Origin of the sequence: Castellaniella defragrans 65Phen (genome assembly GCF_000612685.1) — a bacterium.
GTDB classification, from domain to species: Bacteria; Pseudomonadota; Gammaproteobacteria; order Burkholderiales; family Burkholderiaceae_B; genus Castellaniella; species Castellaniella defragrans.
In genome coordinates, this window is the sequence record NZ_HG916765.1 from 2,459,004 (window position 1) to 2,482,422 (window position 23,419).

Sequence of the window (23,419 nt, forward strand, 5' to 3'; positions counted from 1 at the left end):
ATGTCCGCTGATTTTATCGATTATTGCCCGCAAGCGCTTCAGGATTGAATCAATATTCAATGCGTATGCGCTTTTGCAACATCCGGTCCATGCCCGGATACGCTCAGGCCGCGTAGCGTCCGAGCTGGAGGGCGAACTGCTCCAGGGCGTCGATGCCGCTCGCCCGGGCGCGCAGGCACCAGGCGCGCAGGTCGGCCAGCAGCTGCTCGCTGCTGGCGCTGGAGGATTCCCACAGGGCCGTCAGTTCGCGGCGCATCTGCACCACGGTGGAGAGCGCGGGCGCGAGCGAGAGGGCGCGTTCCACCTGGGCCTGCTCGCGGGGTGCCAGCGCGGCGGCGTCGCGCACCAGCCATTTGCGGCAGCGCCGCAGCAATTGCCACTCGCCGCGCCGATGACGCTGTTTCAGGGCTTCGAGCTCGTGCGCCAAGGCGGCCTTGACCACCCCGGAATAGCGCGCCAGGACTTCGTAGCGGTGGACGATGATGCCCTGGAGCTGGTCCTGCCCGAGCGTATCGGCGGCGTCCGGCGCGCGCAGCCGCAGCCGGGGCGCGACCCGGCGCACCTGGGCCAGGCCCAGCGCCTGCAGGATGCGGATGTAGGCCCAGCCCAGGTCGAACTCGTACCAGCGCGAGGAAAACTTGGCCGAAGTCCCGTAGGCGTGGTGGTTGTTGTGCAGTTCCTCGCCGCCGATGAGCAGGCCCCAGGGCACGACGTTGGTGCTGTCGTCCGGGCAGGCGAAATTGCGGTAGCCCCAGGCATGGCCCAGGCCATTGACCACGCCCGCCGCCCAGAAGGGGATCCAGGCCATCTGCACCGCCCAGATCGTCAGGCCCACGACGCCGAACAGCGCCAGGTCCAGGATCAGCATCAGGCTCACGCCCAGCAGGTTGTGGCGGCTGTACAGATGGCGCTCGATCCAGTCGTCGGGCGTGCCGTGGCCGTAGCGCGCCAGGGTTTCAGCGTTCTTCGCCTCGTCGCGGTAGAGCTCCGCCCCGCGGAAGAAGACCTGCGCCAGGCCGAACACGGCGGGCGAATGCGGGTCGCCCTCGCGCTCGCACTTGGCGTGGTGCTTGCGGTGGATGGCGACCCATTCGCGCGTCACCATGCCGGTGGTCAGCCACAGCCAGAAACGGAAGAAATGCGCCACGGCGGGATGCAGGTCCAGCCCCCGGTGCGCCTGGCTGCGGTGCAGGTACAGGGTCACCGCCGCAATGGTGACGTGGGTGAGCGCCAGCGTCACGCCGACCAGGGCCCAGGGGCCGAGATCCAGCATGCCGCCGTGGAGGAAGGAAAGCCAGGTGTTCATTGCGTTCGGGCCGGGCCCGCGTGGTGCCGAAAGGACGCTTTCAGTTTAGCCCGGAAATTTCGTCAGGCGGGTAAAAAGGAATAGGCGATTCCTGCCCGAGGGCTTATGGTTATTGGGTCTCACGCCATACAACCAAAAAGAACCGCCTATGCCAAATCGTACCACTGAAGAACTGGACTTTGGACGCCTTGGACGGCGCCATTTACAGGCCAATTTCCAAGGCGGCGATCTCAGCTCCGACGGCGGGCTGATGCTGCTGCGAAGAATTGATGCGCGCACGGGCCTGTCGCGCATGGCGGCCAAGGCCTTGACCGAGCGCCGGGCCGCTGGCCGCATTCATCACCGCCTGCGCGATCTGCTGGCCCAGCGCCTGTACGGCCTGTGCTGCGGCTACGAAGACCTGAACGACCACGATACGCTGCGCGGGGATCTGCTGATGCAAACGGCTGTTGGGCGAGATCGTGCCCTGGCCAGTTCACCCACGCTCAGCCGCCTGGAGACGGGGGCGACCCGCGCCGATGCGTGGGCGCTGCATGGGGTGCTGGTCGAACACTTCATCGCCAGCTTCGCCACCGCGCCCAGGCAACTGATTCTGGATGTGGATGCCTCGGATATCCCGCTGCACGGCGAGCAGGAGCTCAAGCAGTTCCACGCCTACTACGACCACCACTGCTATCTGCCGCTGTACGTGTTCTGCGGCCAGTCGATGCTGGCCTGCCTGCTGCGCCCCAGCCGCATTGACGGGGCCAGGCACGCGGCGGCGGTGCTGCGCCTGCTGGTGAACCGGCTGCGTCAGGCATGGCCCGAGGTCAGGATCATCATCCGTGGGGACTCGGGGTTCTGCCGTCAGCCGCTGATCCGCTGGTGCGAACGCAGCGGCGTGCAATACATCATCGGCCTGGCACGCAATAAACGGCTTCAGGCGCGCGTTGCGCAGGCCGAGGAAATCCTCAAGGACGGCTACGAGCGCACCGGGCGCAAGCAGCGCCTGGTCAGTGAGTTCACCTACGCGGCCGGGTCGTGGGATCGGCCCCGGCGCGTGCTCACCCGCCTGGAGTACGGTGCCCAGGGCGTGAACCCGCGCTTCGTGGTCACCAACATCCGGGACTGCGATGCCATGCAACTGTACGATCAGCTGTACTGCGCCCGGGGCGAAGCCGAGAACCGCATCAAGGAAGCGCAACTCGATCTGTTCGGTACGCGCGCCAGTTGCCACCGGTTCGCCGCCAACCAGTTCCGGCTGCTGCTGGCGGCCCTGGCCTATACGCTGATGCAGCGGCTGCGCGAGACGGCGCTACGAGGCACCGAACTGGAGCGCGCCAGCGCCGCCACCATCCGGGTGCGCCTGCTGAAGGTCGGTGCGGCCATCGTGCGCAATACCCGGCGGGTCCGCATCCTGCTGGCCTCGCATCATCCGCTGCGCCACGTCTACGCGCACGCCGCGCGCGCCATGGCCCCGTAGCGCCGAGAAAGTGCTGTCCCCGGCACGCGATAAAGCAACGGGGGTAGGGACCATTGCGCCTGCGGTACTGAAAAACAGCTTCCCGCGCCGCCGATCCCCTCCGCCGCGTCGCCGAGGCAGCCGGACTACCGGGAAATCACTTAAACAGGCTTGCTGACGAAATGTCCGGGTTAGCCCACGCGGTTTTCCCGCGTCAGCCCCCGGGAACCTCTGATCAAGTCTTATTCAGGGGTTCCCTTGGCGCGCTGCATCACCGCGGCGAAGAAGCCGTCGGTGCCGTGGACGTCGGGGCGCAGCCGCAGGAAGGGGCCGTCCAGCGCCACCTCGATGCCCCGGTCGGCCAGGATGGCGCCGGCGTCCAGCAGGGAGAATTCCGGGTGCGCGGCCAGGAAGGCCTCGACCTGCTGCTCGTTTTCCTCCGGCAGGATGCTGCAGCTGGCGTACACCAGCCGCCCGCCCGGCATCACGCAGGCGGCGGCGTCGCGCAGGATCGCCGCCTGGGTTTCGCGCAGCTGGGCCAGCGATTCGGGATGCTGGCGCCATTTCAGGTCGGGATTGCGGCGCAGCGTGCCCAGGCCGCTGCACGGCGCGTCCACCAGCACGCGGTGGGCCTTGCCCCGCAGCCGCTTGACGCGCTGGTCGTTGCGCTCCGCGATGGCCACCGGCACGATGTTGGACAGGCCGCTGCGCGCGAAGCGCGGCTTGGCCCGGGCCAGGCGGGCGGCCGACACGTCGAAGGCGTACAGCCGGCCGGTGGAGCGCATCAGCGCGCCCAGCAGCAGCGTCTTGCCTCCCGCGCCGGCGCAGTAGTCGATGACCATCTCGCCGCGCCGGGGCGCCACCAGCGCCGCCAGCAGCTGGCTGCCCTCGTCCTGCACCTCGATCTCGCCGCGCTCGAAGGCGCCCCAGCGGTTGACGGGCGGGCGCCCCTGGATGCGGATGCCCCAGGGGGAATACGGCGTCGGCCGCGCCGCCCAGCGGGCCTCGGGACCCGCGGCCCAGGCGGCCAGCAGGGCCTCGCGCTCGATCTTCAGCGGATTGATCCGCAGGTCCAGGGGCGCGGGCACGTTCAGCGCCTGCAGCAGGGACTCGGCGTCCGGCAGGGCCGCCAGGCGCTCGTCGAGCCAGTCGGGCACGCTGTGGCGCACCGCCCGGGGCAGGCCGGCGGCGGACAGCGACAGCACGTGGTCCAGCCAGGCGCGCTCGTGCTCGTCCAGGCCGGTGTCCAGCGTTTCGCGCGGCCAGACGGAGGCCAGGCCCAGCACCGCCAGGCGCCGCGTGCCCGAACCCGCGCCGATCTCGGCGAACTGGCGGTAGCGCCGCAGGTGGCGCAGCACGTCGAACACCGCTTCGGCGATCTCGCCCCGGTCGCGCAGCCCGGCATTGGAGTGGGCGCGGAACCAGTGCGACAGCACGGCGTCGGCCGGATATTTCCATTGCAGGACTTCGCCCAGCACCTGGCGCACCTGCTCGATGCGCGCCGCCGCCATGACGTAGGGCCGCGCGGGCTGGCCCGCCGTCTGGCCGCGGCCGGCGTCCTTGCCCCGGGGTGCCTGGGCGTCGCGCCCGCCGCCGGCGGCGGCGGGGCGGCCGCGCGGCCGGGAACGGGATGCGTCCCGCGTGTCATTCCTGCTCATGAGGAGCCTCCTGAAAGAGTACGGCGCCGGCCCAGGCGCGGTGCGGGGCGTCCGCGACCGCGACGCGGCCGTCCCCCAGCAGCCGCACGCGGCCCTGCGCCAGCCAGCGCAGCGTCTGGACGTAGATCCGGTGCTCGACCGGCAGCAGCCGGGCCGCCAGGCTGTCGGGCGTATCGCCGGCCAGCACCGGAATGGCGCCCTGGGCGATGATCGGCCCATGGTCCAGCACCGCGGTGACGAAGTGCACGCTGCAGCCGTGCCATTGCACGCCCTGGGCGAGCGCCTGCTCGTGGGTGTGCAGGCCGGGAAAGGCCGGCAGCAGCGAGGGATGGATGTTGATGATGCGGCCCTCGAAATGGCGCACGAAATCGGCGCCCAGCACCCGCATGAAGCCGGCCAGCAGGATGTAGTCGGGCGCCAGGGCGTCCAGCCGCGCCCGCAGGGCGGCGTCGAAGGCCGCGCGGCTGGCGAAGTCGCGGTGGGCCAGGACGTCGGCGGGCAGGCCGCGCGCGCGCGCCCAGTCCAGCCCCGCCGCGTCGGCGCGGTTGGACAGCACGGTGCAGATGTCGACGGGCAGGTCTTCGGAGGCGACGGCCTCGGCCAGCGCCTGCATGTTCGAGCCCCGGCCCGAAATCAGGATGGCCACCCGGATCGGCCGGTCGGGGGAATGCGGCATGCGCGAGGTCTCCAGCAGGAAGAAAGGCGGAAAAAGAAGGCGTGCGGCCCGGCGGCGACGCTGGGCGCAAACATAAAATTGTAAACTCTCGCCTGTGAATACCGACATCCGACTCTACCGCCACCTGCCCCGGCACGATTCGACGGCCCCCAGCGCCGTCACCATCGGCAATTTCGATGGCGTGCACCGGGGCCACCAGGCCATCCTCGCCCAGGTCCGCGAACGGGCCGGCGCGCTCGGGCTCGTGCCCACCGTCATGACCTTCGCGCCGCACCCGCGCGCCTTCTTCGCCCACCGCGGCCAGCGGCCGGAACTGATCCCCACGCAGATCAGCAGCCTGCGCGACAAGGCCGGCCTGCTGGGCGAACACGGCATGCGGCAGATCGTGATCCAGCGCTTCGACCAGCACCTGGCCGACATGGGCGCCGAGGACTTCATCCGCCGCCTGCTGGTGCAGGGCCTGAACACCCGCTGGCTGCTGGTCGGCGAGGACTTCCGCTACGGCCACAAGCGCAGCGGCGACATCGACCTGCTGCGCCGCATGGGGCGCGAGCACGGCTTCGAGGTGCGCACCCTCGCCGACGTGGCCGACAGCCAGGGCCAGCGCATTTCCAGCTCCGCGCTGCGCACCGCGCTGGCGGTGGGCAACCTGGAACGCAGCTGCGAGCTGCTGGGCGCGCCCTACCGCATCAGCGGGCACGTCATCCATGGCCGCAAGCTGGGCCGCGACCTGGGCTTTCCCACGCTGAACCTGCGCGTGCCCGAGCCCTGTGCGGCGCGCTCCGGCATCTACGTCGTGCGCGTGCACGGGCTGGACGAACACCCCCTGCCGGGCGTGGCCAGCCTGGGCGTGCGCCCCACGGTCACCCGCGACGGCACGCTGTTGCTGGAGACGCACATCCTGGATCGGCGGGTGGACGCCTACGGTAAACTGGTGCGCGTCGAATTCCTCGAATTCCTGCGCGACGAGGAATCCTTTCCCGACCTGACCACCCTGACCGCCGCCATCCGCCAGGATGCGCAAGGCGCTCGCGACTATTTCGCCTCCCATGGACTATAGAGACACCCTGAACCTGCCCGAATCCCCCTTTCCCATGCGCGGCGACCTGCCCAAGCGCGAGCCGGGCTGGATCAAGGAATGGGAGGAAAAAGGCCTGTACAAGCGGCTGCGCGATGCCCGCCAGGGCGCGCCCCTGTTCATCCTGCACGATGGCCCGCCCTACGCCAACGGCAAGATCCACATCGGTCACGCGGTCAACAAGATCCTCAAGGACATGATCGTCAAGAGCCGTCAGCTCGAAGGGTTCGACGCGGTGTACGTGCCGGGCTGGGACTGTCACGGCCTGCCGATCGAGAACGCCATCGAAAAGCTGCACGGCCGCAACCTGCCGCGCGACGAGATGCAGGCCAGGAGCCGCGCCTTCGCCACCGAGCAGATCGCGCAGCAGATGACGGACTTCAAGCGCCTGGGCGTGCTGGGCGACTGGGACCACCCCTACAAGACCATGAACCACGCCAACGAGGCGCTGGAACTGCGCGCCTTGAAGAAGGTCATGGAACGCGGCTTCGTCTATCGCGGCCTCAAGCCGGTGTACTGGTGCTTCGACTGCGCCTCGTCGCTGGCCGAGTTCGAGATCGAATACGCCGACAAGAAAAGCCAGACGCTGGACGTGATGTTCCCGGCCGCCGACCCCGGCAGGCTGGCCGCCGCCTTCGGCCTGGACAGGCTCGACAAGGAAGCCTTCATCGTCATCTGGACGACCACGGCCTGGACCATCCCCGCCAACCAGGCGCTCAACGTCAACCCGGAACTCGAATACAGCCTGGTCGACACCGAACGCGGCCTGCTCATCGTCGCCTCGGCGCTGGTCGAAAAGTGCCTCGAACGCTGGAAGCTGCACGGCCGGGTCATCGCCACGGCCAAGGGCGAAAAGCTCGAACACATGCCCTTCAGGCACCCGCTGGCGCACGTGGACAAGGGCTACGACCGCCTCTCGCCCGTGTACCTGGCCGACTACGCCACGGCCGAGGACGGCACCGGTATCGTGCACTCGTCGCCCGCCTACGGCCTGGACGACTTCAACTCCTGCACGGCCAACGGCCTGGCCTACGAGGACATCCTCAACCCCGTGCAGGGCCACGGCGTGTACGCGGACGACCTGCCGCTGTTCGGCGGCCAGCACATCTGGAAGGCCGTGCCCGCGATCCTCGACGCCTTGAAGGCCGCGGACCGCCTGGTGGACACCACCACCATCACCCACAGCTACCCGCACTGCTGGCGCCACAAGACGCCGGTGATCTACCGCGCCGCCGCGCAGTGGTTCATCCGCATGGACGAGGGCGAGGGCGTGTTCACCGACCCGGCCCAGAAGCCCGCGAAGACGCTGCGCCAGATCGCGCTCGAAGCCATCGACCAGACCCGCTTCTACCCCGAGAACGGCCGGATCCGCCTGCGCGACATGATCGCGGGACGGCCCGACTGGTGCATCTCGCGCCAGCGCAGCTGGGGCGTGCCCATCCCGTTCTTCCTGCACGTGGACACGGGCGAGCTGCACCCGCGCACGATGGAGATCATCGACCAGGCGGCCGACCTGATCGAACAGGGCGGCGTGGAGGCCTGGAGCCGCGTGACGGCCGAGGACATCCTGGGCGCCGAGGACGCCAGGCACTACACCAAGAGCACCGACATCCTGGAAGTCTGGTTCGACTCGGGCTCCACCTTCTGGCACGTGATGCGCGGCTCGCATCCGGCCATGCACCACGACAGCGGCCCCGAGGCCGACCTGTACCTCGAAGGCCACGACCAGCACCGCGGCTGGTTCCACAGCTCGCTGCTGCTGGCTTCGGCCATCTTCGGCCGCGCGCCCTATCGCGGGCTGCTCACCCACGGCTTCACCGTGGACGGCCAGGGCAAGAAAATGAGCAAGTCGCTGGGCAACACCGTGGCGCCGCAGGACGTGAGCGGCAAGATGGGCGCCGAGATCATCCGCCTGTGGGTGGCGTCCACCGACTACTCGGGCGACCTGGGCATCGACGACAAGATCCTGGCGCGCGTGGTGGACAGCTATCGCCGCATCCGCAACACGCTGCGCTTCCTGCTGGCCAACACCAGCGATTTCGACGCGGCGACGGACGCCGTGGCCTACGAGGATCTGCTGGAGATCGACCGCTACGCCCTGGCGCGCGCGGCCCAGCTGCAAAAAGAGATCCTCGGCCACTACCAGGTCTATGAATTCCACCCCGTGGTCGCCAAGCTGCAGCTGTTCTGCTCCGAGGACCTGGGCGGCTTCTACCTCGACGTGCTGAAGGACCGCCTCTACACCACGGCGCCCAAGAGCCTGGCGCGCCGCAGCGCCCAGACCGCGCTGCACCGGATCACCCACGCGCTGCTGCGCTGGATGGCCCCGTTCCTGTCGTTCACGGCCGAGGAAGCCTGGAAGATCTTCGGCAGCGGCGACAGCATCTTCCTGGAAACGTTCACCACCCTGCCCGAGGGCGACGAGGCGCTGCGGGCCAAATGGACGCGCATCCGCGAAATCCGCGACCAGGTCAACAAGGACATCGAGGCCGTGCGCGCCGAAGGCAAGGTCGGCGCCTCGCTGCAGGCCGAGGTGACCGTCGCGGCCCAGGCCGAGGACCTGGCCCTGCTGCAATCGCTGGGGGACGACCTGAAGTTCGTCTTCATCACCTCCGCGGCCCGGGCCGTGGCGGGCGACGGCGACCTGCGGATCGATGTGCGGGCCACGACGCACGAGAAGTGCGGCCGCTGCTGGCACCACCGCGCCGACGTCGGCCGGGACCCGGCGCACCCGGAACTGTGCGGCCGCTGCGTGGACAATCTGTACGGCGATGGCGAAGCCCGCGCCCATGCCTGATCCGGGCGCCGGCCCGCACGCCCCGCCGGGCGGACCGGACGCCCCGGCGGCCGCGCCGCGCGCGGCGCGCCTGCGGCCGCTCGCCGGCTGGCTGGCCTGGGCGCTGGTCCTGGTGCTGCTGGACCAGGCGACCAAGGCCTGGATCTCGGGCGCGCTGGGCTACGGGCAGCGCATCGCCGTGCTGCCGCCCGTCTTCGACCTGACCCTGCTGCACAACACCGGCGCGGCCTTCAGCTTCCTCGCCGGCGGCGGCGGCGCCCAGCGCTGGCTGTTCACCGGCATCGCCGCGGCCGCCGCCGTCCTGATCCTGCGCTGGCTCTACACCCACGCGACCGAGCGCCTGCTGTGCGCGGCCCTGGCGAGCATCCTGGGCGGCGCCGTGGGCAACGCCATCGACCGCCTGCAGCACGGCCACGTCGTCGATTTCCTGCTGTTCCACTGGCGCGACTGGTACTTCCCGGCCTTCAACCTGGCCGACGTGGCCATCACCTGCGGGGCCGTGCTGCTGATCCTGGACGAAATCCTGCGCGCCCGCCGCGCGCGCCCATCCTGAAGGAGGCCCCCATGGACCTGTCGGGCAAACGCATCATCCTGGGGCTGACGGGCGGCATCGCCTGCTACAAGTCGGCCGAACTGCTGCGCCGCATGCAGGACGAGGGCGCCACGGTGGACGTGGTGATGACCGAGGCCGCCACCCGCTTCATCACGCCGGCCACGATGCAGGCCCTCTCGGGCCGCCCCGTCTGGGTGGACGCCTGGGACGCGCGCATGGACAACCGCATGGCGCACATCAATCTCACGCGCGGCGCCGACGCGGTCCTGGTGGCGCCGGCCAGCACCGATTTCCTGGCGCGCGCCGCCCTCGGCCTGGCCGACGACCTGCTGACCACGCTGTGCGTGGCGCGCGGCGCCGTGCCGCTGCTGGCCGCGCCGGCCATGAACCACGAAATGTGGACCCACCCGGCCACCCAGCGCAACGCGGCGCAGCTGCGCGCCGACGGCGTGACGCTGATCGGCCCGGACGCCGGCCCGCAGGCCTGCGGCGAGACCGGCTCGGGCCGCATGATGGAGCCCGACCGGATCCTGCGCGCCCTGATCGCCTTCTTCCAGCCCAAGACGCTGGCGGGCCGCCGCGTGCTGCTCACGGCCGGCCCCACCAGCGAGACCATCGATCCGGTGCGGGTGCTCACGAACCGCTCGTCCGGCCGCATGGGCTACGCCCTGGCCCGGGCGGCGGCCGAGGCCGGCGCGGCAGTGACCCTGGTGTCCGGCCCCGTCGCGCTGCCCTGCCCCGACGGCGTCGAGCGCATCGCCGTGCGCAGCGCCGCCGACATGCACGCCGCCGTGATGGCGCGGGCGGGCGGCGCCGACCTGTTCATCGCCGTGGCGGCCGTGGCCGACTGGGGCATCGCCAACCCTTCCTCCCTCAAGCTCAAGAAGCAGCCCGGCGGCCAGCCGCCGCAACTGGAATTCGTCCAGAACCCCGACATCCTGGCCGAGGTCGCCGCCCTGCCCGGCGGCCCCTGGTGCGTGGGCTTCGCCGCCGAGACCGACCACCTGGCCGAGCACGCCCAGGCCAAGCGCGCGCGCAAGGGCATCCCCGCCATCGTCGGCAATCTGGCCCAGGAATCCATGGACGCCGAGGACGCCGAACTGGTGATCTTCGACGAGACGGGCGCCCACCCCCTGGCGCGGCAGCCCAAGCTGCACGCCGCCCGCGCGCTGGTCGCCTGGATCGCCGGGCACCTGCCGCCCCGCTGAGCCCCCCGCGATCCGCCCGCCGCGCGGCGGGCCGCGTCCCGCTTTTTCCGGCCGCGACCGCGCCCCGCTTTTCTTCACCACGGACCTTCATCACCATGCAACGACGTCTCATCCAGGCCCGCATCGTCAACCCCCTGCTGGGCACGGACGCGATCCCCCTGCCCGACTACGCCACCGGCGGCTCCGCCGCCCTGGACCTGCGCGCCTGCCTGGAAGCGCCCGTCACCCTGGCGCCCGGCGAACGCCTGCCGGTGCCCACCGGGCTGGCGCTGAACATGATGGACCCCGGCCTGGTGGCGATCGTGGCCTCGCGCTCGGGCCTGTCGCTCAAGCACGGCATCCGCGTCGCCCAGGGCATCGGCGTCATCGACGCCGACTACCATGGGGAAATCAAGGTCCTGCTCGCCAACGACGGCGGCGCGCCCTACGCCATCCAGCCGGGCGAGCGCATCGCGCAGCTGCTGTTCCAGCCGGTCGTGCAGGTGGGGCTGCACCTGGTCGGGGCCTTCGACACGGCCACCGAACGCGGCGAAGGCGGCTTCGGCAGCACCGGCCGGCATTGAGCTTCCGGCTTCATCGCCGGCGCCCTGCCGAAGCGTCCGGACGTCCCCGCTCCGCACGGACGGGGGATCAGGGTTTATCCTGATATCCGATCAAGAACACTGGCGCCGGCATCCGGGCTGGACCGGCGGGACGGCCGATCCGGCCCTTCCTTTTCGCGGCGGGACGGCCGATCCGGCCCTTCCTTTTCGCGCCGGGGCGGCGCCCCGGCGCAGGCCGGCCATTCCCATGCCGGGAATAATTCCATTTGAATTTCAATGGCTTGGATCATTGCTGCCGGCATTTTTCCACCCTGGACGCATCAGGGTTTATCCCAGTTCGTACAAAAAATATTATCAATATATTATTAAGCCAGTCCAAAATGAGGGGATCGGCCGCAGGCCTCGCAGTCCCTTATCTAGGCGATATCCCTGGTTGCACTAGCGGATTTCAGATGGTTATACTTCGCCCGTCTTTCGGGTTGCCCCTTTTTCCTTCCGTAAAGGTTTTACCTGATTGACAGGGTTAACCAACCCCTTCGCACGACCGCGCCGTTCCCATCCGGCGGCGCGGCCCGAGAAGGCCGGCCTCCTTCCCACCGAGACAAGGGAATCCCCCGGGAATGGGGCCGCTTGCATCGCACACGCTCTACCCGACCCACCCCAGCGATTGGATCCGTCACAAAGGAGAATCCAGACATGAGCAGGCTGACCAAACTTTCCACCCTCACCGCAGCGATCCTGCTGGCGACCGGCGCCGGAACGGCGTTCGCCGCCGACGGCCCCATCAAGATCGGCGTGCAGGCCCCCATCACCGGCGAATACGCCGCCGAGGGCCAGGGCATCGAGAACGGCGTCCAGCTGCTGGTCAAGCAGCAGAACGCGGCGGGCGGCCTGCTGGGCCGCCAGATCCAGGTGATCGTGTGCGACGACGAAGGCAAGGCCTCGCAGGCCGCCATCTGCGGCCGCAAGCTGGTGAACGACGGCGTGATCGCGGTGATCGGCACCTACACCAGCGGCGCCGCCCTGGCCGCCGCGCCGATCTATTCGGCCGCCAACGTCATCCAGACCTCCGACGGCACCAGCGACGAACTCACCCAGCGCGGCTGGAAGACCTTCTTCCGCAACGCGCCGCCCAACAGCGACGAAGCCGTCTTCGCCGCCAACTACATGGTCAACGTCAAGAAGTACCAGCGCATCGCGGTGCTGAGCGACCACTCCAGCTACGCCACCGGCCTGGCCCAGAGCGTCAAGAAGGCGGTCCAGGACCAGAAGGGCAACCTCGTGGCCGAGGACTTCATCAACGCCGGCACGCAGGACTACAGCGCCGTGCTGACCAAGCTGAAGTCCAAGAACCCGGACGCCCTGTTCTTCTCGGGCTACTACACCGACGGCGGCCTGATCCGCGCCCAGATGAAGCAGCTCGGCATGAACGCGGTCTTCATCGGCGGCGACGCCAACCAGAACGCGGCCTTCGCCAAGATCGCCGGCAACGCGGCCCAGGGCGCCATCATCGTCAACGTCCCCGCCCCGGAAAACCTGCCCTATCCGGAAGCCAAGCAGTTCCTGGCCGACTACACCAAGGCCTTCGGCGCGCCGCCCCCCAGCATCTACACCTTCACCAACGCCGACGGCCTGCGCGCGGTCTTCGCCGCCATCGAGGCCACCAAGAGCACGGACACCGCCAAGCTCATCCCCTGGCTGCACGACATGAAGCAGCCCTTCCCCGGCCTGACCGGCCCCTTCACCTGGGATGACAAGGGCGAACGCATCGGCAGCCCGATGTCGGCCTTTGAAGTCCAGGCCGACGGCAGCTACAAGACCGTCTACCCGACGAACTGAGCCTGCCGCTCGACGGCGCCCGCGCCCCCCGCGGGCCGGGCGCCGCCCTTTTCGCCACGCCCGGTCCCGGGCGGCGCGCCTGCCGCGACGCGGCTCTCTCTGGAAACCGATCGATGGACTTTATCCTCCAGCAATTCATCAATGGGGTGACGGTCGGCGGCATCTACGCGCTGATCGCGCTGGGCTACACCATGGTCTACGGGGTGCTCAAGCTGATCAACTTCGCCCACGGCGACCTGTGCATCCTGGGCGCCTTCATCGGCCTGACCACCCTCACCTCCGGCGTCTTCGCCGGCCTGTCCACGCCGGTCCTGCTGGTCCTGGCGTTCCTGATCGCCATGATCGTGGTGGCCGTGGCCGGCACGCTGCTCGACCAGTTCGCCTACAAGCCCCTGCGCAAGGCGCCGCGCCTGTCGGCCGTGGTCTCGGCCCTGGGCGCCTCGATGCTGATCCAGAACGGCATCATGCTGATCTGGAGCCCGAACGTCCAGGTCTTCCCCAGCAACCTCCTGCCCAACATCAACTGGGAGATCGGCGGCGCCCACATCAGCTTCGTGCAGCTGCTGATCATCGTCGGCGCCTTCGTGCTGATGGCCGCGCTGTACTTCTTCGTGCACCACACCCGCGTGGGCACCGCCATCCGCGCCACCGCCATCGACCAGGACGCCGCGCGCCTGATGGGGGTCAACGTCAACCGCGTGATCGCCATGGTCTTCATCATCGGTCCGGTCCTGGGCGCGGTGGGCGGCCTGTTCATCGGCCTGTACTACCGCCAGACCTACTTCACCATGGGCTGGTCCTACGGCCTGAGCGCCTTCATCGCGGCCATCATCGGCGGCATCGGCAACATTCCCGGCGCCATGCTGGGCGGGCTGGTGCTGGGCCTGTTCAATGCCTTCGCCGCCGGCTACGTCTCCAGTTCCTGGCAGGACGCCATCACCTTCGCCCTGCTGATCGGCATCCTTCTGGTGCGCCCCACGGGCCTGCTGGGCGAACGCGTCGCGGAAAAGGTGTAATCCATGGACAAACACATGAAACAAGCCACTCCGGCCGCCCGCGCGGACCGGGCCCGCGCGCTGCGCCTGGCCGGCCCCGCCCTGTGGGCGCTGGGCCTGCTGATCCCGCAGCTGCTCTCGCCCGCCTGGATCACCATCGGCGGCATCTTCGCCATCTATTCCATCGTCGCCCTGTCCCAGGACATCGTGCTGGGCCGCGCCGGGATGTACGACATGGGGCACGCGGTCTTCTTCGGCATCGGCGCCTACACCTGCGCGATCCTGTCGCTGTCGTTCAACTGGCCCGTGCTCTGGACCATCCCGGTGGCCATCGTGCTGGCGGCGGCCCTGGGCGCGATCCTGTCGGCGCCCATCGTCAAGCTGCGCGGCGACTACCTGCTGGTGGTCACGATCGGCTTCAACGCCATCTTCGTGCTGGCCATGCAGAACAACCTGTTCGGCCTGACCGGCGGCGCCGACGGCCTGTTCGGCGTGAGCGGCCCGACGCTCTTCGGCCACATGTTCGGCACGCAAAGCGACCTGTTCTACCTGAACTGGGTCGTGCTGGCCGTGGTCCTGTGGCTGATGGGCAACCTGGACCGCTCGGCGCTCGGGCGCACCTTCCGCTACATCAAGCACGACGAGCTGGCGGCCGGCACCCTGGGGGTCAACGCCCGCAACTACAAGGTCGCCGCCTTCGCGCTGTCGGCCGGGCTGGCCGGGCTGGCCGGCACGCTGTTCGCCATGCAGCTCTCGGCCGTCAGCCCCGGTTCGTTCCGCTTCACCGATTCGGTGGTGCTGTTCGCCATCGTGCTGGTCGGCGGCCAGGCCTCCGTGCCCGGCGTGCTGCTCGGCACCGCCATGATGTTCGTGGTGCCGCAGATCTTCACCGAATTCGCCCAATACCGCTATCTGGCCTTCGGCGTGGCGATGATCCTCGTCATGATCCTGCGTCCGCAGGGCATCTGGCCGGCTCGCAAGGGGATCGCATGATGAATACCGCCGTTTCCCGCCCGTCCGGCGACGGGTCCGACGTCCTGCTCGAACTCGACGGCATCGGCATCAGCTTCGGCGGCCTGCGCGCGGTCGACGACCTCAGCTTCAAGATCCGGCGCGGCGAGATCGTCGGCCTGATCGGCCCCAACGGCGCGGGCAAGACCACGGTGTTCAACATGATCACCGGCGTCTACCGGCCCACCGACGGCCACATCCGCTGGCATGGCCGCGACATCACGGGGCTCGCGCCGCACCGCATCGCCGAGGCCGGCATCCGCCGCACCTTCCAGACCATCCGCCTGTTCCAGGACATGACGGTGCTGGAAAACGTGATCGCCGGCCAGCACCTGCGCATGCGCCAGTCCTGGTGGCAAGGCCTGCTGAACACGCCCGCCCAGCGCCGCGAGGAACGCGAGCTGGTCGAGCGGGCCATGGCGGTGCTGCGCCAGCTCGGCCTGGCCGACGTGGCCCAGGAGATCGCCACCTCCCTGCCCTACGGCGCCCAGCGCCGCGTCGAGATGGCGCGCACGCTGGTGGCCGAGCCCGAGCTCGTCATCCTGGACGAGCCGGCGGCCGGCCTGAACGAACAGGAATCGGCCGCGCTGAACGACACCATCCGCGCCATCCGCGACTCCGGCATCACCGTGATCCTGGTGGAGCACGACATGAGCGTGGTGATGAACGTCACCGACAACATCGTCGTGATCAACTTCGGCAAGAAGATCGCCGAGGGCAAGCCCGCCGAGATCCGCAGCAACCCGCTCGTCATCGAGGCCTACCTGGGCCAGGACGACGACGAGGACGACCCGCTGATGAACGCCGTACAAGACCAGGTGAACGCATGACCGCTCCTCTGCTCCAGATCGAAGACCTGCGCGTCAGCTACGGTCACATCCAGGCCCTCAAGGGCATTTCCCTGCACGTCCAGGAAAAGGAGGTGGTGGCCATCCTGGGCGCCAACGGCGCCGGCAAGACCACGCTGATGCGCACCCTGAGCGGCCTGATCACGCCGCAGTCGGGCAAGATCACCTTCGCCGGGCACGACACCACCCGCATGGGCGCCGACCGCATCGTGCGCCTGGGCATCGGCCAGTCTCCCGAAGGCCGGCGCGTGTTCGGCACCCTCTCGGTGGAGGAAAACCTGCGCATGGGCGGCTTCACGCGGCCGGCGGGCGAAACCGAGGCAAGCTGCGAGCACGTCTACAAGATCTTCCCGCGCCTGTACGAACGCCGCGCCCAGCTCGCCGGTACGCTGTCGGGCGGCGAGCAGCAGATGCTCGCCATCGGCCGCGCCCTGGTGACCAAGCCGCGCCTGCTGCTGCTCGACGAGCCCAGCCTGGGCCTGGCGCCGATCATCGTGCGCAACATCTTCCAGGTGCTGCGCGAGGTGCGCGACACCGGCGTCACCATCCTGATCGTGGAACAGAACGCCCGCATGGCGCTCAAGCTGGCCGACCGCGGCTACGTGCTGGAGGTCGGCAAGCTCTCGCACGAAGGCTCCTCGCGCGAGCTGCTGTCCTCGCCGGAGATCCAGGCGGCCTATCTGGGGCACTGACGCGACACCGACGCCCGCCGCGGCACAAGGAAACCATGCTCTCGCTGACCTGTCTGGGGGGCGCCGGTACCGTCACCGGCTCCAAGCATCTGCTGAGCCACGGCGACACCCGCCTGCTGGTGGACTGCGGCCTGTTCCAGGGCCTGAAAAACCTGCGCGAACTCAACTGGCAGCCCCTGCCGCTGCCGCCCGCCGACATCGACGCGGTGGTGCTGACGCACGCCCACCTCGACCACTGCGGCTACCTGCCGCGCCTGGTGATCGACGGGTTCAAGGGCCGCATCCACGCCACGCCCGCCACACGCGACGTGGCCGAGCTGATCCTGCTGGACAGCGCCAGCCTGCAGGAAAAGGACGCCGAATTCTCCAATCGCAAGGGCTTTTCCAAGCATGCGCCGGCCCTGCCGCTCTACCGCGTGATCGACGCCGAACGCGCCATGGCGCGCTTTTCCGACGTCCCGCTGCACCGGACGATCGCGCTGCCCGGCGGCGCCCGGCTGACCCTGCGCCGCGCCGGCCACATCCTGGGGGCGGCGACCGCGCAGATCGACATCGGCGGCCGGCGCGTGGTCTTTTCCGGCGATCTCGGCCGCTACGGCGATCCGGTGATGCACGACCCCGAGCCCGTGCCGCACGCCGACTACGTCGTCATCGAATCCACCTACGGCAACCGGCGCCACGATCCCACCGATCCCGTCGAGGCCCTGGCCGCCGTCATCGAGCGCACCGTGCGGCGCGGCGGCACCGTGGTCATCCCCGCCTTCGCCGTGGGCCGGGCGCAGACCCTGATCCACGCGCTCTGGAAGCTGCGCCAGGCCGGCCGGCTGCAGAATGTCCCCGTCTACCTCGACAGCCCCATGGCGGCCAGCGCCACCGCGCTGCTGGACCGGCATGCCGGGGAGCACAAGCTCGCCCCGCGCGACTACGAGGCCGCCTGCGCGGCCGTGACCTACGTGCGCGACGTCGAGGGCTCCAAGGCGCTGTCGGCCAATCGCTACCCCAAGATCATCCTCTCGGCCAGCGGCATGGCGACCGGCGGCCGGGTGCTGCACCACATCGCCGCCTTCGGCACGGACCACCGCAACACCCTGCTCTTCTCCGGCTTCCAGGCCGCCGGCACGCGCGGGCGCAAGCTGCTCAACGGCGCCACAGAGACCCGGATCCACGGGCAGTGGATCCCCATCGAGGCGGAAGTCGCCGAGCTGCCCATGCTGTCGGCGCACGCCGACAGCGACGAGCTCCTGCGCTGGCTGTCCGGCTTCCGCGAGCCGCCCCGGCGGCTCTTCATCGTCCACGGCGAGCCGGAAGCCTCCGAGGCCCTGCGCGAGCGCGTCCTGCGCGAACTCGACTGGCAGGTCACCGTGCCGCTGCAGAACCAGACGTACGCGCTGTAGGCCGGACGGCGCCCGCGGCCGACGGCCTGCGCATGGTGCAAGCCGCGGCGCGGACTCCGCGGCCCGCGCATCGGCCGGGCGGCGCATTGGGTTATGCTGTGGGTCCTACCTCGCACACTCACAGGAACATCCCATGACCCAAGCCTCCGCCCGCCACATCCTGGTCGACAGCGAAGAACAGTGCCTGAAGCTGAAGGCCGACATCGAAGGCGGCGCCGATTTCGCGGCCGTCGCCCGCGAGCATTCCAGCTGCCCGTCCAGCCGCGACGGCGGCAATCTGGGCACCTTCGGCCGCGGCCAGATGGTGCGCGAATTCGACGAGGTCGTCTTCAGCGCGCCGGTGGGCGTGGTCCAGGGGCCGGTCCGCACCCAGTTCGGCTACCACCTGGTGGAAGTGACCGACCGGCAGGACTGATCAGAGGACTGTCGCAGCCCCCCACCTCGCCGCTTGCAAGCGGCTCGGATTCGACAGGCTGGGAATGGTCCGCAGGGACCATTCCCAGTCCAGTCTCATCCCACCGCGCGGCCTGCAGGCCGCTTGGATGATTCCGGCGGCCGACAGTCCGCAGAGGATTGTCGCAGCCCCCCCACCTCGCCGCTTGCAAGCGGCTCGGATTCGACAGGCTGGGAATGGTCCGCGGGGACCATTCCCAGTCCAGTCTCATCCCACCGCGCGGCCTGCAGGCCGCTTGGATGATTCCGGCGGCCGACAGTCCGCAGAGGACTGTCGGACCGTCCGGAATCATCCCACCATCATCAAGCTGGCATTGCCGCCGGCGGCGGCGGTGTTGACGCAGACCGAGACTTCGCGGACCAGCATTTCCAGCGGATAGGTCTTGCCGGCCGACAGCTCGTCGACGCGGCGGGCCAGGACGGGGACGATCGGGCCGGGCCGGCCGACGATCGCGCGCGACAGCGCCTGCAGGCCGTCGCTGTCGCCCTCGTAGAGCACCGCCTGGAAGTCGGCCGTGGCGACGGCCTCGGGCGCGACCCAGCGCACGGCGGCGCCCGCCGGGCGCGCGGCGTGGAAGGCGCGCACTTCCGGATGATCCACCCACAGCATCTCGTTGCCCGTGCGGTGGCAGGCCTCCATCTGGGCCTGCGCGCCGGCCGCGCTGGCCGCGTGGCACAGCACCGTGCCGCGCGGCTTCAGGTGGTACTGGTTGGTCTCGCCGGTGGGGCCGGGCAGCGTCAGCGGCCGCGCGCCCTTGCCCACCACGCCCTCGACCGGCAGGGTGCCGGGCGCGTCGGCCAGCAGGCGGTGCAGGTACAGCGGGCCGCCCGCCTTCGGGCCGGTGCCCGACAGGCCCTCGCCGCCGAAGGGCTGCACGCCCACGGTGGCGCCGACGATGTTGCGGTTGACGTAGACGTTGCCCGCATGGATGCGCTCGATGACGTGGCGCACGGTCTCGTCCAGGCGGGTATGCACGCCGAAGGTCAGGCCGTAGCCGCGGCCGTTGATGGCGTCGATCACCGCATCCAGATCCTGACGGCGGTAGCGCAGCACGTGCAGCACGGGACCGAAGACCTCGCGCTCCAGCTCGGCGATGTCGGCGATCTCGATCAGGGTGGGCGCCACGAAGGTGCCGTGGCGCGTCTGCGCCTCGTCGAGCGGATAGCGGTCGACGGCATGGCCGGCCGCCTGCATGGCCTGGACGTGGCGCTCGATCACGGCGCGGGCCTCGGCGTCGATCACCGGGCCGATGTCGGTGGACAGCAGCTCGGGACGGCCCACGCGCAGTTCGTTCATGGCGCCGCGCAGCATCGCCAGCGTGCGGTCGGCGCAGTCCTCCTGCACGCACAGCACGCGCAGCGCGGAACAGCGCTGGCCGGCCGAGTCGAAGGCCGAGCTGAGCACGTCGTAGACGACCTGCTCGGTGAGCGCCGAGGAATCCACGATCAGCGCGTTCTGCCCGCCGGTCTCGGCGATCAGCGGGACCGGGTGGCCGGCGCCGTCCAGGCGTTCGGCCAGGGTGGCGGCGATCAGCCGCGCGACCTCGGTGGAGCCGGTGAACAGCACGCCGCGCACCGCCGGGCTGGCGACCAGGGCCGCGCCCACGGTCTCGCCGCGGCCCGGCAGCAGCTGCACCGCATCGGCCGGGATGCCGGCGCGATGCAGCACCGACACGCCGTAGGCGGCGATCAGCGCGGTCTGCTCGGCCGGCTTGGCCAGCACGACGTTGCCCGCGGCCAGGGCGGCCGCGACCTGGCCGGTGAAGATCGCCAGGGGGAAGTTCCAGGGGCTGATGCACAGCACCGGGCCCAGCGGCCGGTGGCTGTCGTTGGAGAAGGATTCCTCGATCCGGACGGCGTAGTAGCGCAGGAAATCGACCGCCTCGCGGACTTCGGCGATGGCGTTGGGGAAGGACTTGCCCGCCTCGCGCACGATCAGGCCGATGGCCGACTGCATCTCGTCTTCCATCAGCTGGGCGGCATGCCGCAGGCACTGGGCCCGCTCGGCGGGCGGCGTGGCCTGCCAGATCGGCGCCGCGTACTCGGCCCGCCCCAGGGCGGCCCGGACGTCGGCCTCGTCGGCCTCGATCACCTGGCCGACCACGTCGCGGCGGTCCGCCGGGTTGGGCACGGGCCGGGCGCGCTCGCCGCGCCATTCGCCGGGCGGCGCAGCGCGCCAGTCCTGCGCGGCGGCGCCCAGCAGCGCGGCCGCCAGGGAGCCCAGGCGATGCTCGTTGCTGAGGTCCAGGCCGGCCGAATTGGCGCGGTCCTCGTGCGCCCGGTACAGGTCGCGCGGCAGGGGAATGCGCTCGTGCGGCGCCCCCAGGGGCTGGATGGCGCGGGCCTTGCGGACCGGGTCGGCCACCAGGGCGTCGATGGGCAGGTCGCGGTCGCCGATCTGGTTGACGAAGGAGGTGTTGGCGCCGTTTTCCAGCAGGCGGCGCACCAGGTAGGCCAGCAGGGTCTCGTGCGTGCCCACGGGAGCGTAGACGCGGCAGGGCCGGTTCAGGCGGCCCTTGGAGACCGGGCCGACGACCTCCTCGTACAGCGGCTCGCCCATGCCGTGCAGGCACTGGAATTCATACTGCCCGGGGTAGTAGTTTTCGCCCGCCATGTAGTAGATGGAGGCCAGCGTCTGGGCGTTGTGCGTGGCGAACTGGGGAAAGACGGCTTCCGGGGCGGACAGCAGCTTGCGCGCGCAGGCCAGGTAGGACACGTCGGTATGGATCTTGCGCGTGTAGACCGGATAGCCTTCCAGGCCGTCGACCTGGGCGCGCTTGACCTCGGAATCCCAGTAGGCGCCCTTGACCAGGCGGACCATCAGGCGGTGCTTGCTGCGGCGCGCCAGGTCGATCACGAAATCGATCACGAAGGGCGCGCGCTTCTGGTAGGCCTGGATGACGAAGCCGATGCCGTTCCAGCCGCGCAGGCGCTCGTCGAAGCACAGGGCTTCCAGCAGGTCCAGGGACAGCTCCAGGCGGTCGGCCTCCTCCGCGTCGATGTTCAGGCCGATGTCGTAGCGGCGCGCCAGCGCGGCCAGCCCGACCATGCGCGGCAGCAGCTCTTCCATGACCCGGTCGCGCTGGGCGCGCGAATAGCGCGGATGCAGCGCCGAGAGCTTGATGGAGATGCCCGGGCCTTCGTAGATCCCGCGTCCCTGGGAGGCCTTGCCGATGGCGTGGATGGCCTGCTCGTAGGACTGGTAGTAGCGCGCGGCGTCCTCCGCCGTGGTGGCGGCCTCGCCCAGCATGTCGTAGGAATAGCGGAAGCCGATGTCCTCGAACTTGCGGCTGTTGGCCAGGGCCGAGGAAATCGTCTGGCCGGTGACGAACTGCTCGCCCATCAGGCGCATGGCCATGTTCACCCCGCGCCGGATCAGCGGCTCGCCGCCCTTGGCGATCAGGCGTGTCAGGGCCTGGGACAGGTTCTGCTCGCTGTTGACGCTGACCAGCTTGCCGGTGACCAGCAGGCCCCAGGTGGCCGCGTTGACGAACAGCGAACGGGATTCGCCCACGTGCGCGCGCCAGTCGCCATGGCTGATCTTGTCGCGGATCAGGGCGTCGCGCGTGGCCTGGTCGGGAATGCGCAGCAGCGCCTCGGCCAGGCACATCAGGGCGACGCCTTCCTGGCTGGAGAGCGAGAATTCCTGGATCAGGCCTTCCACCCCGCCGCCCTTGCGCTTGTCGCGCAGGGTCTGGACCAGGCGCCGGGCCAGGGTCTCGACCCGCTCGGGCTGCGACGACTCGGCCTGGTCCACCAGCATGGCGACGCATTCCGGTTCCGGACGGCGGTAGGCGGCGGTGATGGCGGCGCGCAGCACGGACTGCGGCAGGACTTCCTGGGCGAACTCGTGGAACGGCGCCAGGGGCTCGGGTTCCACCGCGGACGCTTCCGTGGAATCGGCGTCCGCGCGCCGGTCGATCTCGGCGGGCACCTGGCCGCGCTCGATGGCCTCGATGTAGCTCAGCAGGGCCTGCTTGTGCAGCCAGTGCGGCGTGCAGCCCAGTGATTCCGCCAGGACCCGCAGGCGCTCGCGCAGCGCCTCATCGACCTTTACACCCAAGGTTACAGTAGCCATGTTCCAGGTATTCCACGTTGGTGTCGCCGGCCGGGGACCCGGCTCGCATCAGGCGCCATGCTAAAAGGTTGCACCTGAACCCGCCATTATGGTTAACCCGAAATCAGTCAGGTGCAACCGAATTCTGACACGGTTGGTTTTCCCTGTAAATCGGCCGTGGAATCCGAGGCCGCGGCGGCGATCAGGGCCGCCAGGCGGTCCAGCGCCCCGCGCTGGGCTTCCACCAGCGAGGCCACGCCCGCGCCGGCGGGCAGGCGCACGGCGGCCCGGCACAGGCGGATGCGGTCGGCGCCCGGCGCGCGGTCCGTCCAGTCCGCCTCCAGCGCCACGAAGCGGTCCCAGACCATGTCGAAGCGGTCGATCCGCACTTCGATGCGCCGGGCGGGCCGGGATCCGGCGTCCGGCAGGCGCTGCAGGTCGGCCGCGCCCAGCCGGCGGCCGACCTCGGCGGCCAGCGCATCGCGGATCTGGTCGCCCAGCGGCGCCGCCCAGAGCGAATCGTTCAGCACCTGCACCGCCGGGCCCCGGGCCGGGTCGCGCACCACCAGCTGGGGGCGCTCGGCCTCGGCCGGAATCCGCGCGACGGAGAGGCGCAGGCCGGTTCCGGCCGCCCGCGGAGCGGGGGACGCCGAGGCCGGCTGAACACCCCGAGCCCCCTGGGCCGCCTGATCCCCCTGGGCCGCCTGATCCTCCTGGGCCGCCGGGGCCGTGCCGGCCGTGGACGCCGGCAGGCCGGCCGCGGGCGCCGCCAGGCTGTAGTAGCGCGGCGGCGCCACCGCGCAGCCCGCCAGCAGGGCCGCCAGACCCAGCAGACGTCCCCAGGTCGAAATCGTCCCTCTTACGCTCATGA

At 69.9% G+C, this 23,419-nt stretch carries 18 protein-coding genes; 13 read left to right on the forward strand and 5 right to left on the reverse strand.

The genetic code is table 11. The features are described 5' to 3' along the window. Positions 1 to 103: 103 nt before the first annotated feature. On the reverse strand, positions 104 to 1,306 hold the full coding sequence (locus BN940_RS10960; RefSeq protein WP_043682965.1) for a DesA family fatty acid desaturase: 1,203 nt from the start codon (positions 1,304 to 1,306) through the stop codon (positions 104 to 106). A gap of 148 nt (positions 1,307 to 1,454) precedes the next feature. On the opposite strand from BN940_RS10960, the gene BN940_RS10965 reads away from it, so the two are divergent. Beyond that, positions 1,455 to 2,768: an IS1380 family transposase gene (locus tag BN940_RS10965; protein WP_043680420.1), complete on the forward strand. Its 1,314-nt coding sequence runs from the start codon at positions 1,455 to 1,457 to the stop codon at positions 2,766 to 2,768. Positions 2,769 to 2,989: 221 nt separating this feature from the next. On the opposite strand, the gene BN940_RS10970 is transcribed toward BN940_RS10965, so the two are convergent. Beyond that, positions 2,990 to 4,225: an RsmB/NOP family class I SAM-dependent RNA methyltransferase gene (locus BN940_RS10970; protein WP_322789581.1), complete on the reverse strand. Its 1,236-nt coding sequence runs from the start codon at positions 4,223 to 4,225 to the stop codon at positions 2,990 to 2,992. A gap of 166 nt (positions 4,226 to 4,391) precedes the next feature. Further along, positions 4,392 to 5,081, reverse strand: coding sequence for a phosphoribosylglycinamide formyltransferase (gene purN, locus BN940_RS10975; protein WP_043682970.1), 690 nt, complete (start codon positions 5,079 to 5,081; stop codon positions 4,392 to 4,394). A gap of 94 nt (positions 5,082 to 5,175) precedes the next feature. On the opposite strand from purN, the gene BN940_RS10980 reads away from it, so the two are divergent. The 12 genes from BN940_RS10980 (at position 5,176) to BN940_RS11035 (ending at position 18,453) form a co-directional block, all read left to right on the forward strand. Next, entirely contained in the window at positions 5,176 to 6,141 is a 966-nt protein-coding gene (locus BN940_RS10980) for a bifunctional riboflavin kinase/FAD synthetase (protein ID WP_043682973.1), read from the forward strand. Next, positions 6,098 to 8,956 carry an isoleucine--tRNA ligase gene (ileS, locus tag BN940_RS10985; RefSeq protein WP_043682975.1) on the forward strand — a complete coding sequence of 953 codons (2,859 nt, stop codon included), beginning with the start codon at positions 6,098 to 6,100 and terminating at the stop codon, positions 8,954 to 8,956. Before BN940_RS10980 ends, ileS begins: the two co-directional genes overlap by 44 nt. Then, the gene (lspA, locus tag BN940_RS10990) at positions 8,949 to 9,509 is read left to right on the forward strand and encodes a signal peptidase II (protein WP_052356080.1); all 561 of its coding nucleotides are present in this window, start codon (positions 8,949 to 8,951) and stop codon (positions 9,507 to 9,509) included. The genes ileS and lspA overlap by 8 nt, the downstream gene beginning before the upstream one ends. Before the next feature lie 11 nt (positions 9,510 to 9,520). Then, on the forward strand, positions 9,521 to 10,717 hold the full coding sequence (gene coaBC / locus BN940_RS10995; RefSeq protein WP_043682977.1) for a bifunctional phosphopantothenoylcysteine decarboxylase/phosphopantothenate--cysteine ligase CoaBC: 1,197 nt from the start codon (positions 9,521 to 9,523) through the stop codon (positions 10,715 to 10,717). Positions 10,718 to 10,812: 95 nt separating this feature from the next. Beyond that, positions 10,813 to 11,280: a dUTP diphosphatase gene (gene dut, locus BN940_RS11000; RefSeq protein WP_043682979.1), complete on the forward strand. Its 468-nt coding sequence runs from the start codon at positions 10,813 to 10,815 to the stop codon at positions 11,278 to 11,280. A gap of 675 nt (positions 11,281 to 11,955) precedes the next feature. Beyond that, positions 11,956 to 13,098 (forward strand): branched-chain amino acid ABC transporter substrate-binding protein, encoded by a 1,143-nt coding sequence (locus BN940_RS11005; RefSeq protein WP_043682981.1) that lies wholly within the window; start codon positions 11,956 to 11,958, stop codon positions 13,096 to 13,098. Between the two features lie 113 nt (positions 13,099 to 13,211). Continuing rightward, entirely contained in the window at positions 13,212 to 14,114 is a 903-nt protein-coding gene (locus tag BN940_RS11010; RefSeq protein WP_043682984.1) for a branched-chain amino acid ABC transporter permease, read from the forward strand. Positions 14,115 to 14,129: 15 nt separating this feature from the next. Further along, the gene (locus BN940_RS11015) at positions 14,130 to 15,086 is read left to right on the forward strand and encodes a branched-chain amino acid ABC transporter permease (protein WP_052356081.1); all 957 of its coding nucleotides are present in this window, start codon (positions 14,130 to 14,132) and stop codon (positions 15,084 to 15,086) included. Next, entirely contained in the window at positions 15,083 to 15,934 is an 852-nt protein-coding gene (locus tag BN940_RS11020; RefSeq protein WP_322789572.1) for an ABC transporter ATP-binding protein, read from the forward strand. Before BN940_RS11015 ends, BN940_RS11020 begins: the two co-directional genes overlap by 4 nt. Beyond that, on the forward strand, positions 15,931 to 16,644 hold the full coding sequence (locus BN940_RS11025; RefSeq protein WP_043682987.1) for an ABC transporter ATP-binding protein: 714 nt from the start codon (positions 15,931 to 15,933) through the stop codon (positions 16,642 to 16,644). The genes BN940_RS11020 and BN940_RS11025 overlap by 4 nt, the downstream gene beginning before the upstream one ends. Before the next feature lie 35 nt (positions 16,645 to 16,679). After that, positions 16,680 to 18,038: an MBL fold metallo-hydrolase RNA specificity domain-containing protein gene (locus tag BN940_RS11030; RefSeq protein ID WP_043682988.1), complete on the forward strand. Its 1,359-nt coding sequence runs from the start codon at positions 16,680 to 16,682 to the stop codon at positions 18,036 to 18,038. Positions 18,039 to 18,171: 133 nt separating this feature from the next. Next, the gene (locus BN940_RS11035; protein WP_043682991.1) at positions 18,172 to 18,453 is read left to right on the forward strand and encodes a peptidylprolyl isomerase; all 282 of its coding nucleotides are present in this window, start codon (positions 18,172 to 18,174) and stop codon (positions 18,451 to 18,453) included. Positions 18,454 to 18,780: 327 nt separating this feature from the next. On the opposite strand, the gene putA is transcribed toward BN940_RS11035, so the two are convergent. Both putA and BN940_RS11045 read right to left on the reverse strand, forming a co-directional pair. Then, positions 18,781 to 22,569 (reverse strand): trifunctional transcriptional regulator/proline dehydrogenase/L-glutamate gamma-semialdehyde dehydrogenase, encoded by a 3,789-nt coding sequence (gene putA / locus BN940_RS11040; RefSeq protein WP_043682994.1) that lies wholly within the window; start codon positions 22,567 to 22,569, stop codon positions 18,781 to 18,783. Between the two features lie 107 nt (positions 22,570 to 22,676). Next, a complete protein-coding gene (locus BN940_RS11045; protein ID WP_043682995.1) occupies positions 22,677 to 23,417 on the reverse strand; it encodes a PqiC family protein in 741 nt (246 codons plus the stop codon). Between the last annotated feature and the right edge of the window lie 2 nt (positions 23,418 to 23,419).

Coding starts and splice junctions, on each gene's coding strand:
- BN940_RS11045 (WP_043682995.1), bottom strand. CDS start 23,417: ATGAGCGTAAGAGGGACGATTTCGACCTGGGGACGTCTGCTGGGTCTG.
- purN (WP_043682970.1), bottom strand. CDS start 5,081: ATGCCGCATTCCCCCGACCGGCCGATCCGGGTGGCCATCCTGATTTCG.
- BN940_RS10965 (WP_043680420.1), top strand. CDS start 1,455: ATGCCAAATCGTACCACTGAAGAACTGGACTTTGGACGCCTTGGACGG.
- BN940_RS11015 (WP_052356081.1), top strand. CDS start 14,130: ATGAAACAAGCCACTCCGGCCGCCCGCGCGGACCGGGCCCGCGCGCTG.
- lspA (WP_052356080.1), top strand. CDS start 8,949: ATGCCTGATCCGGGCGCCGGCCCGCACGCCCCGCCGGGCGGACCGGAC.
- BN940_RS11010 (WP_043682984.1), top strand. CDS start 13,212: ATGGACTTTATCCTCCAGCAATTCATCAATGGGGTGACGGTCGGCGGC.
- BN940_RS11035 (WP_043682991.1), top strand. CDS start 18,172: ATGACCCAAGCCTCCGCCCGCCACATCCTGGTCGACAGCGAAGAACAG.
- BN940_RS11025 (WP_043682987.1), top strand. CDS start 15,931: ATGACCGCTCCTCTGCTCCAGATCGAAGACCTGCGCGTCAGCTACGGT.
- dut (WP_043682979.1), top strand. CDS start 10,813: ATGCAACGACGTCTCATCCAGGCCCGCATCGTCAACCCCCTGCTGGGC.
- coaBC (WP_043682977.1), top strand. CDS start 9,521: ATGGACCTGTCGGGCAAACGCATCATCCTGGGGCTGACGGGCGGCATC.
- ileS (WP_043682975.1), top strand. CDS start 6,098: ATGCGCAAGGCGCTCGCGACTATTTCGCCTCCCATGGACTATAGAGAC.
- BN940_RS11005 (WP_043682981.1), top strand. CDS start 11,956: ATGAGCAGGCTGACCAAACTTTCCACCCTCACCGCAGCGATCCTGCTG.
- BN940_RS11020 (WP_322789572.1), top strand. CDS start 15,083: ATGATGAATACCGCCGTTTCCCGCCCGTCCGGCGACGGGTCCGACGTC.
- putA (WP_043682994.1), bottom strand. CDS start 22,569: ATGGCTACTGTAACCTTGGGTGTAAAGGTCGATGAGGCGCTGCGCGAG.
- BN940_RS10960 (WP_043682965.1), bottom strand. CDS start 1,306: ATGAACACCTGGCTTTCCTTCCTCCACGGCGGCATGCTGGATCTCGGC.
- BN940_RS11030 (WP_043682988.1), top strand. CDS start 16,680: ATGCTCTCGCTGACCTGTCTGGGGGGCGCCGGTACCGTCACCGGCTCC.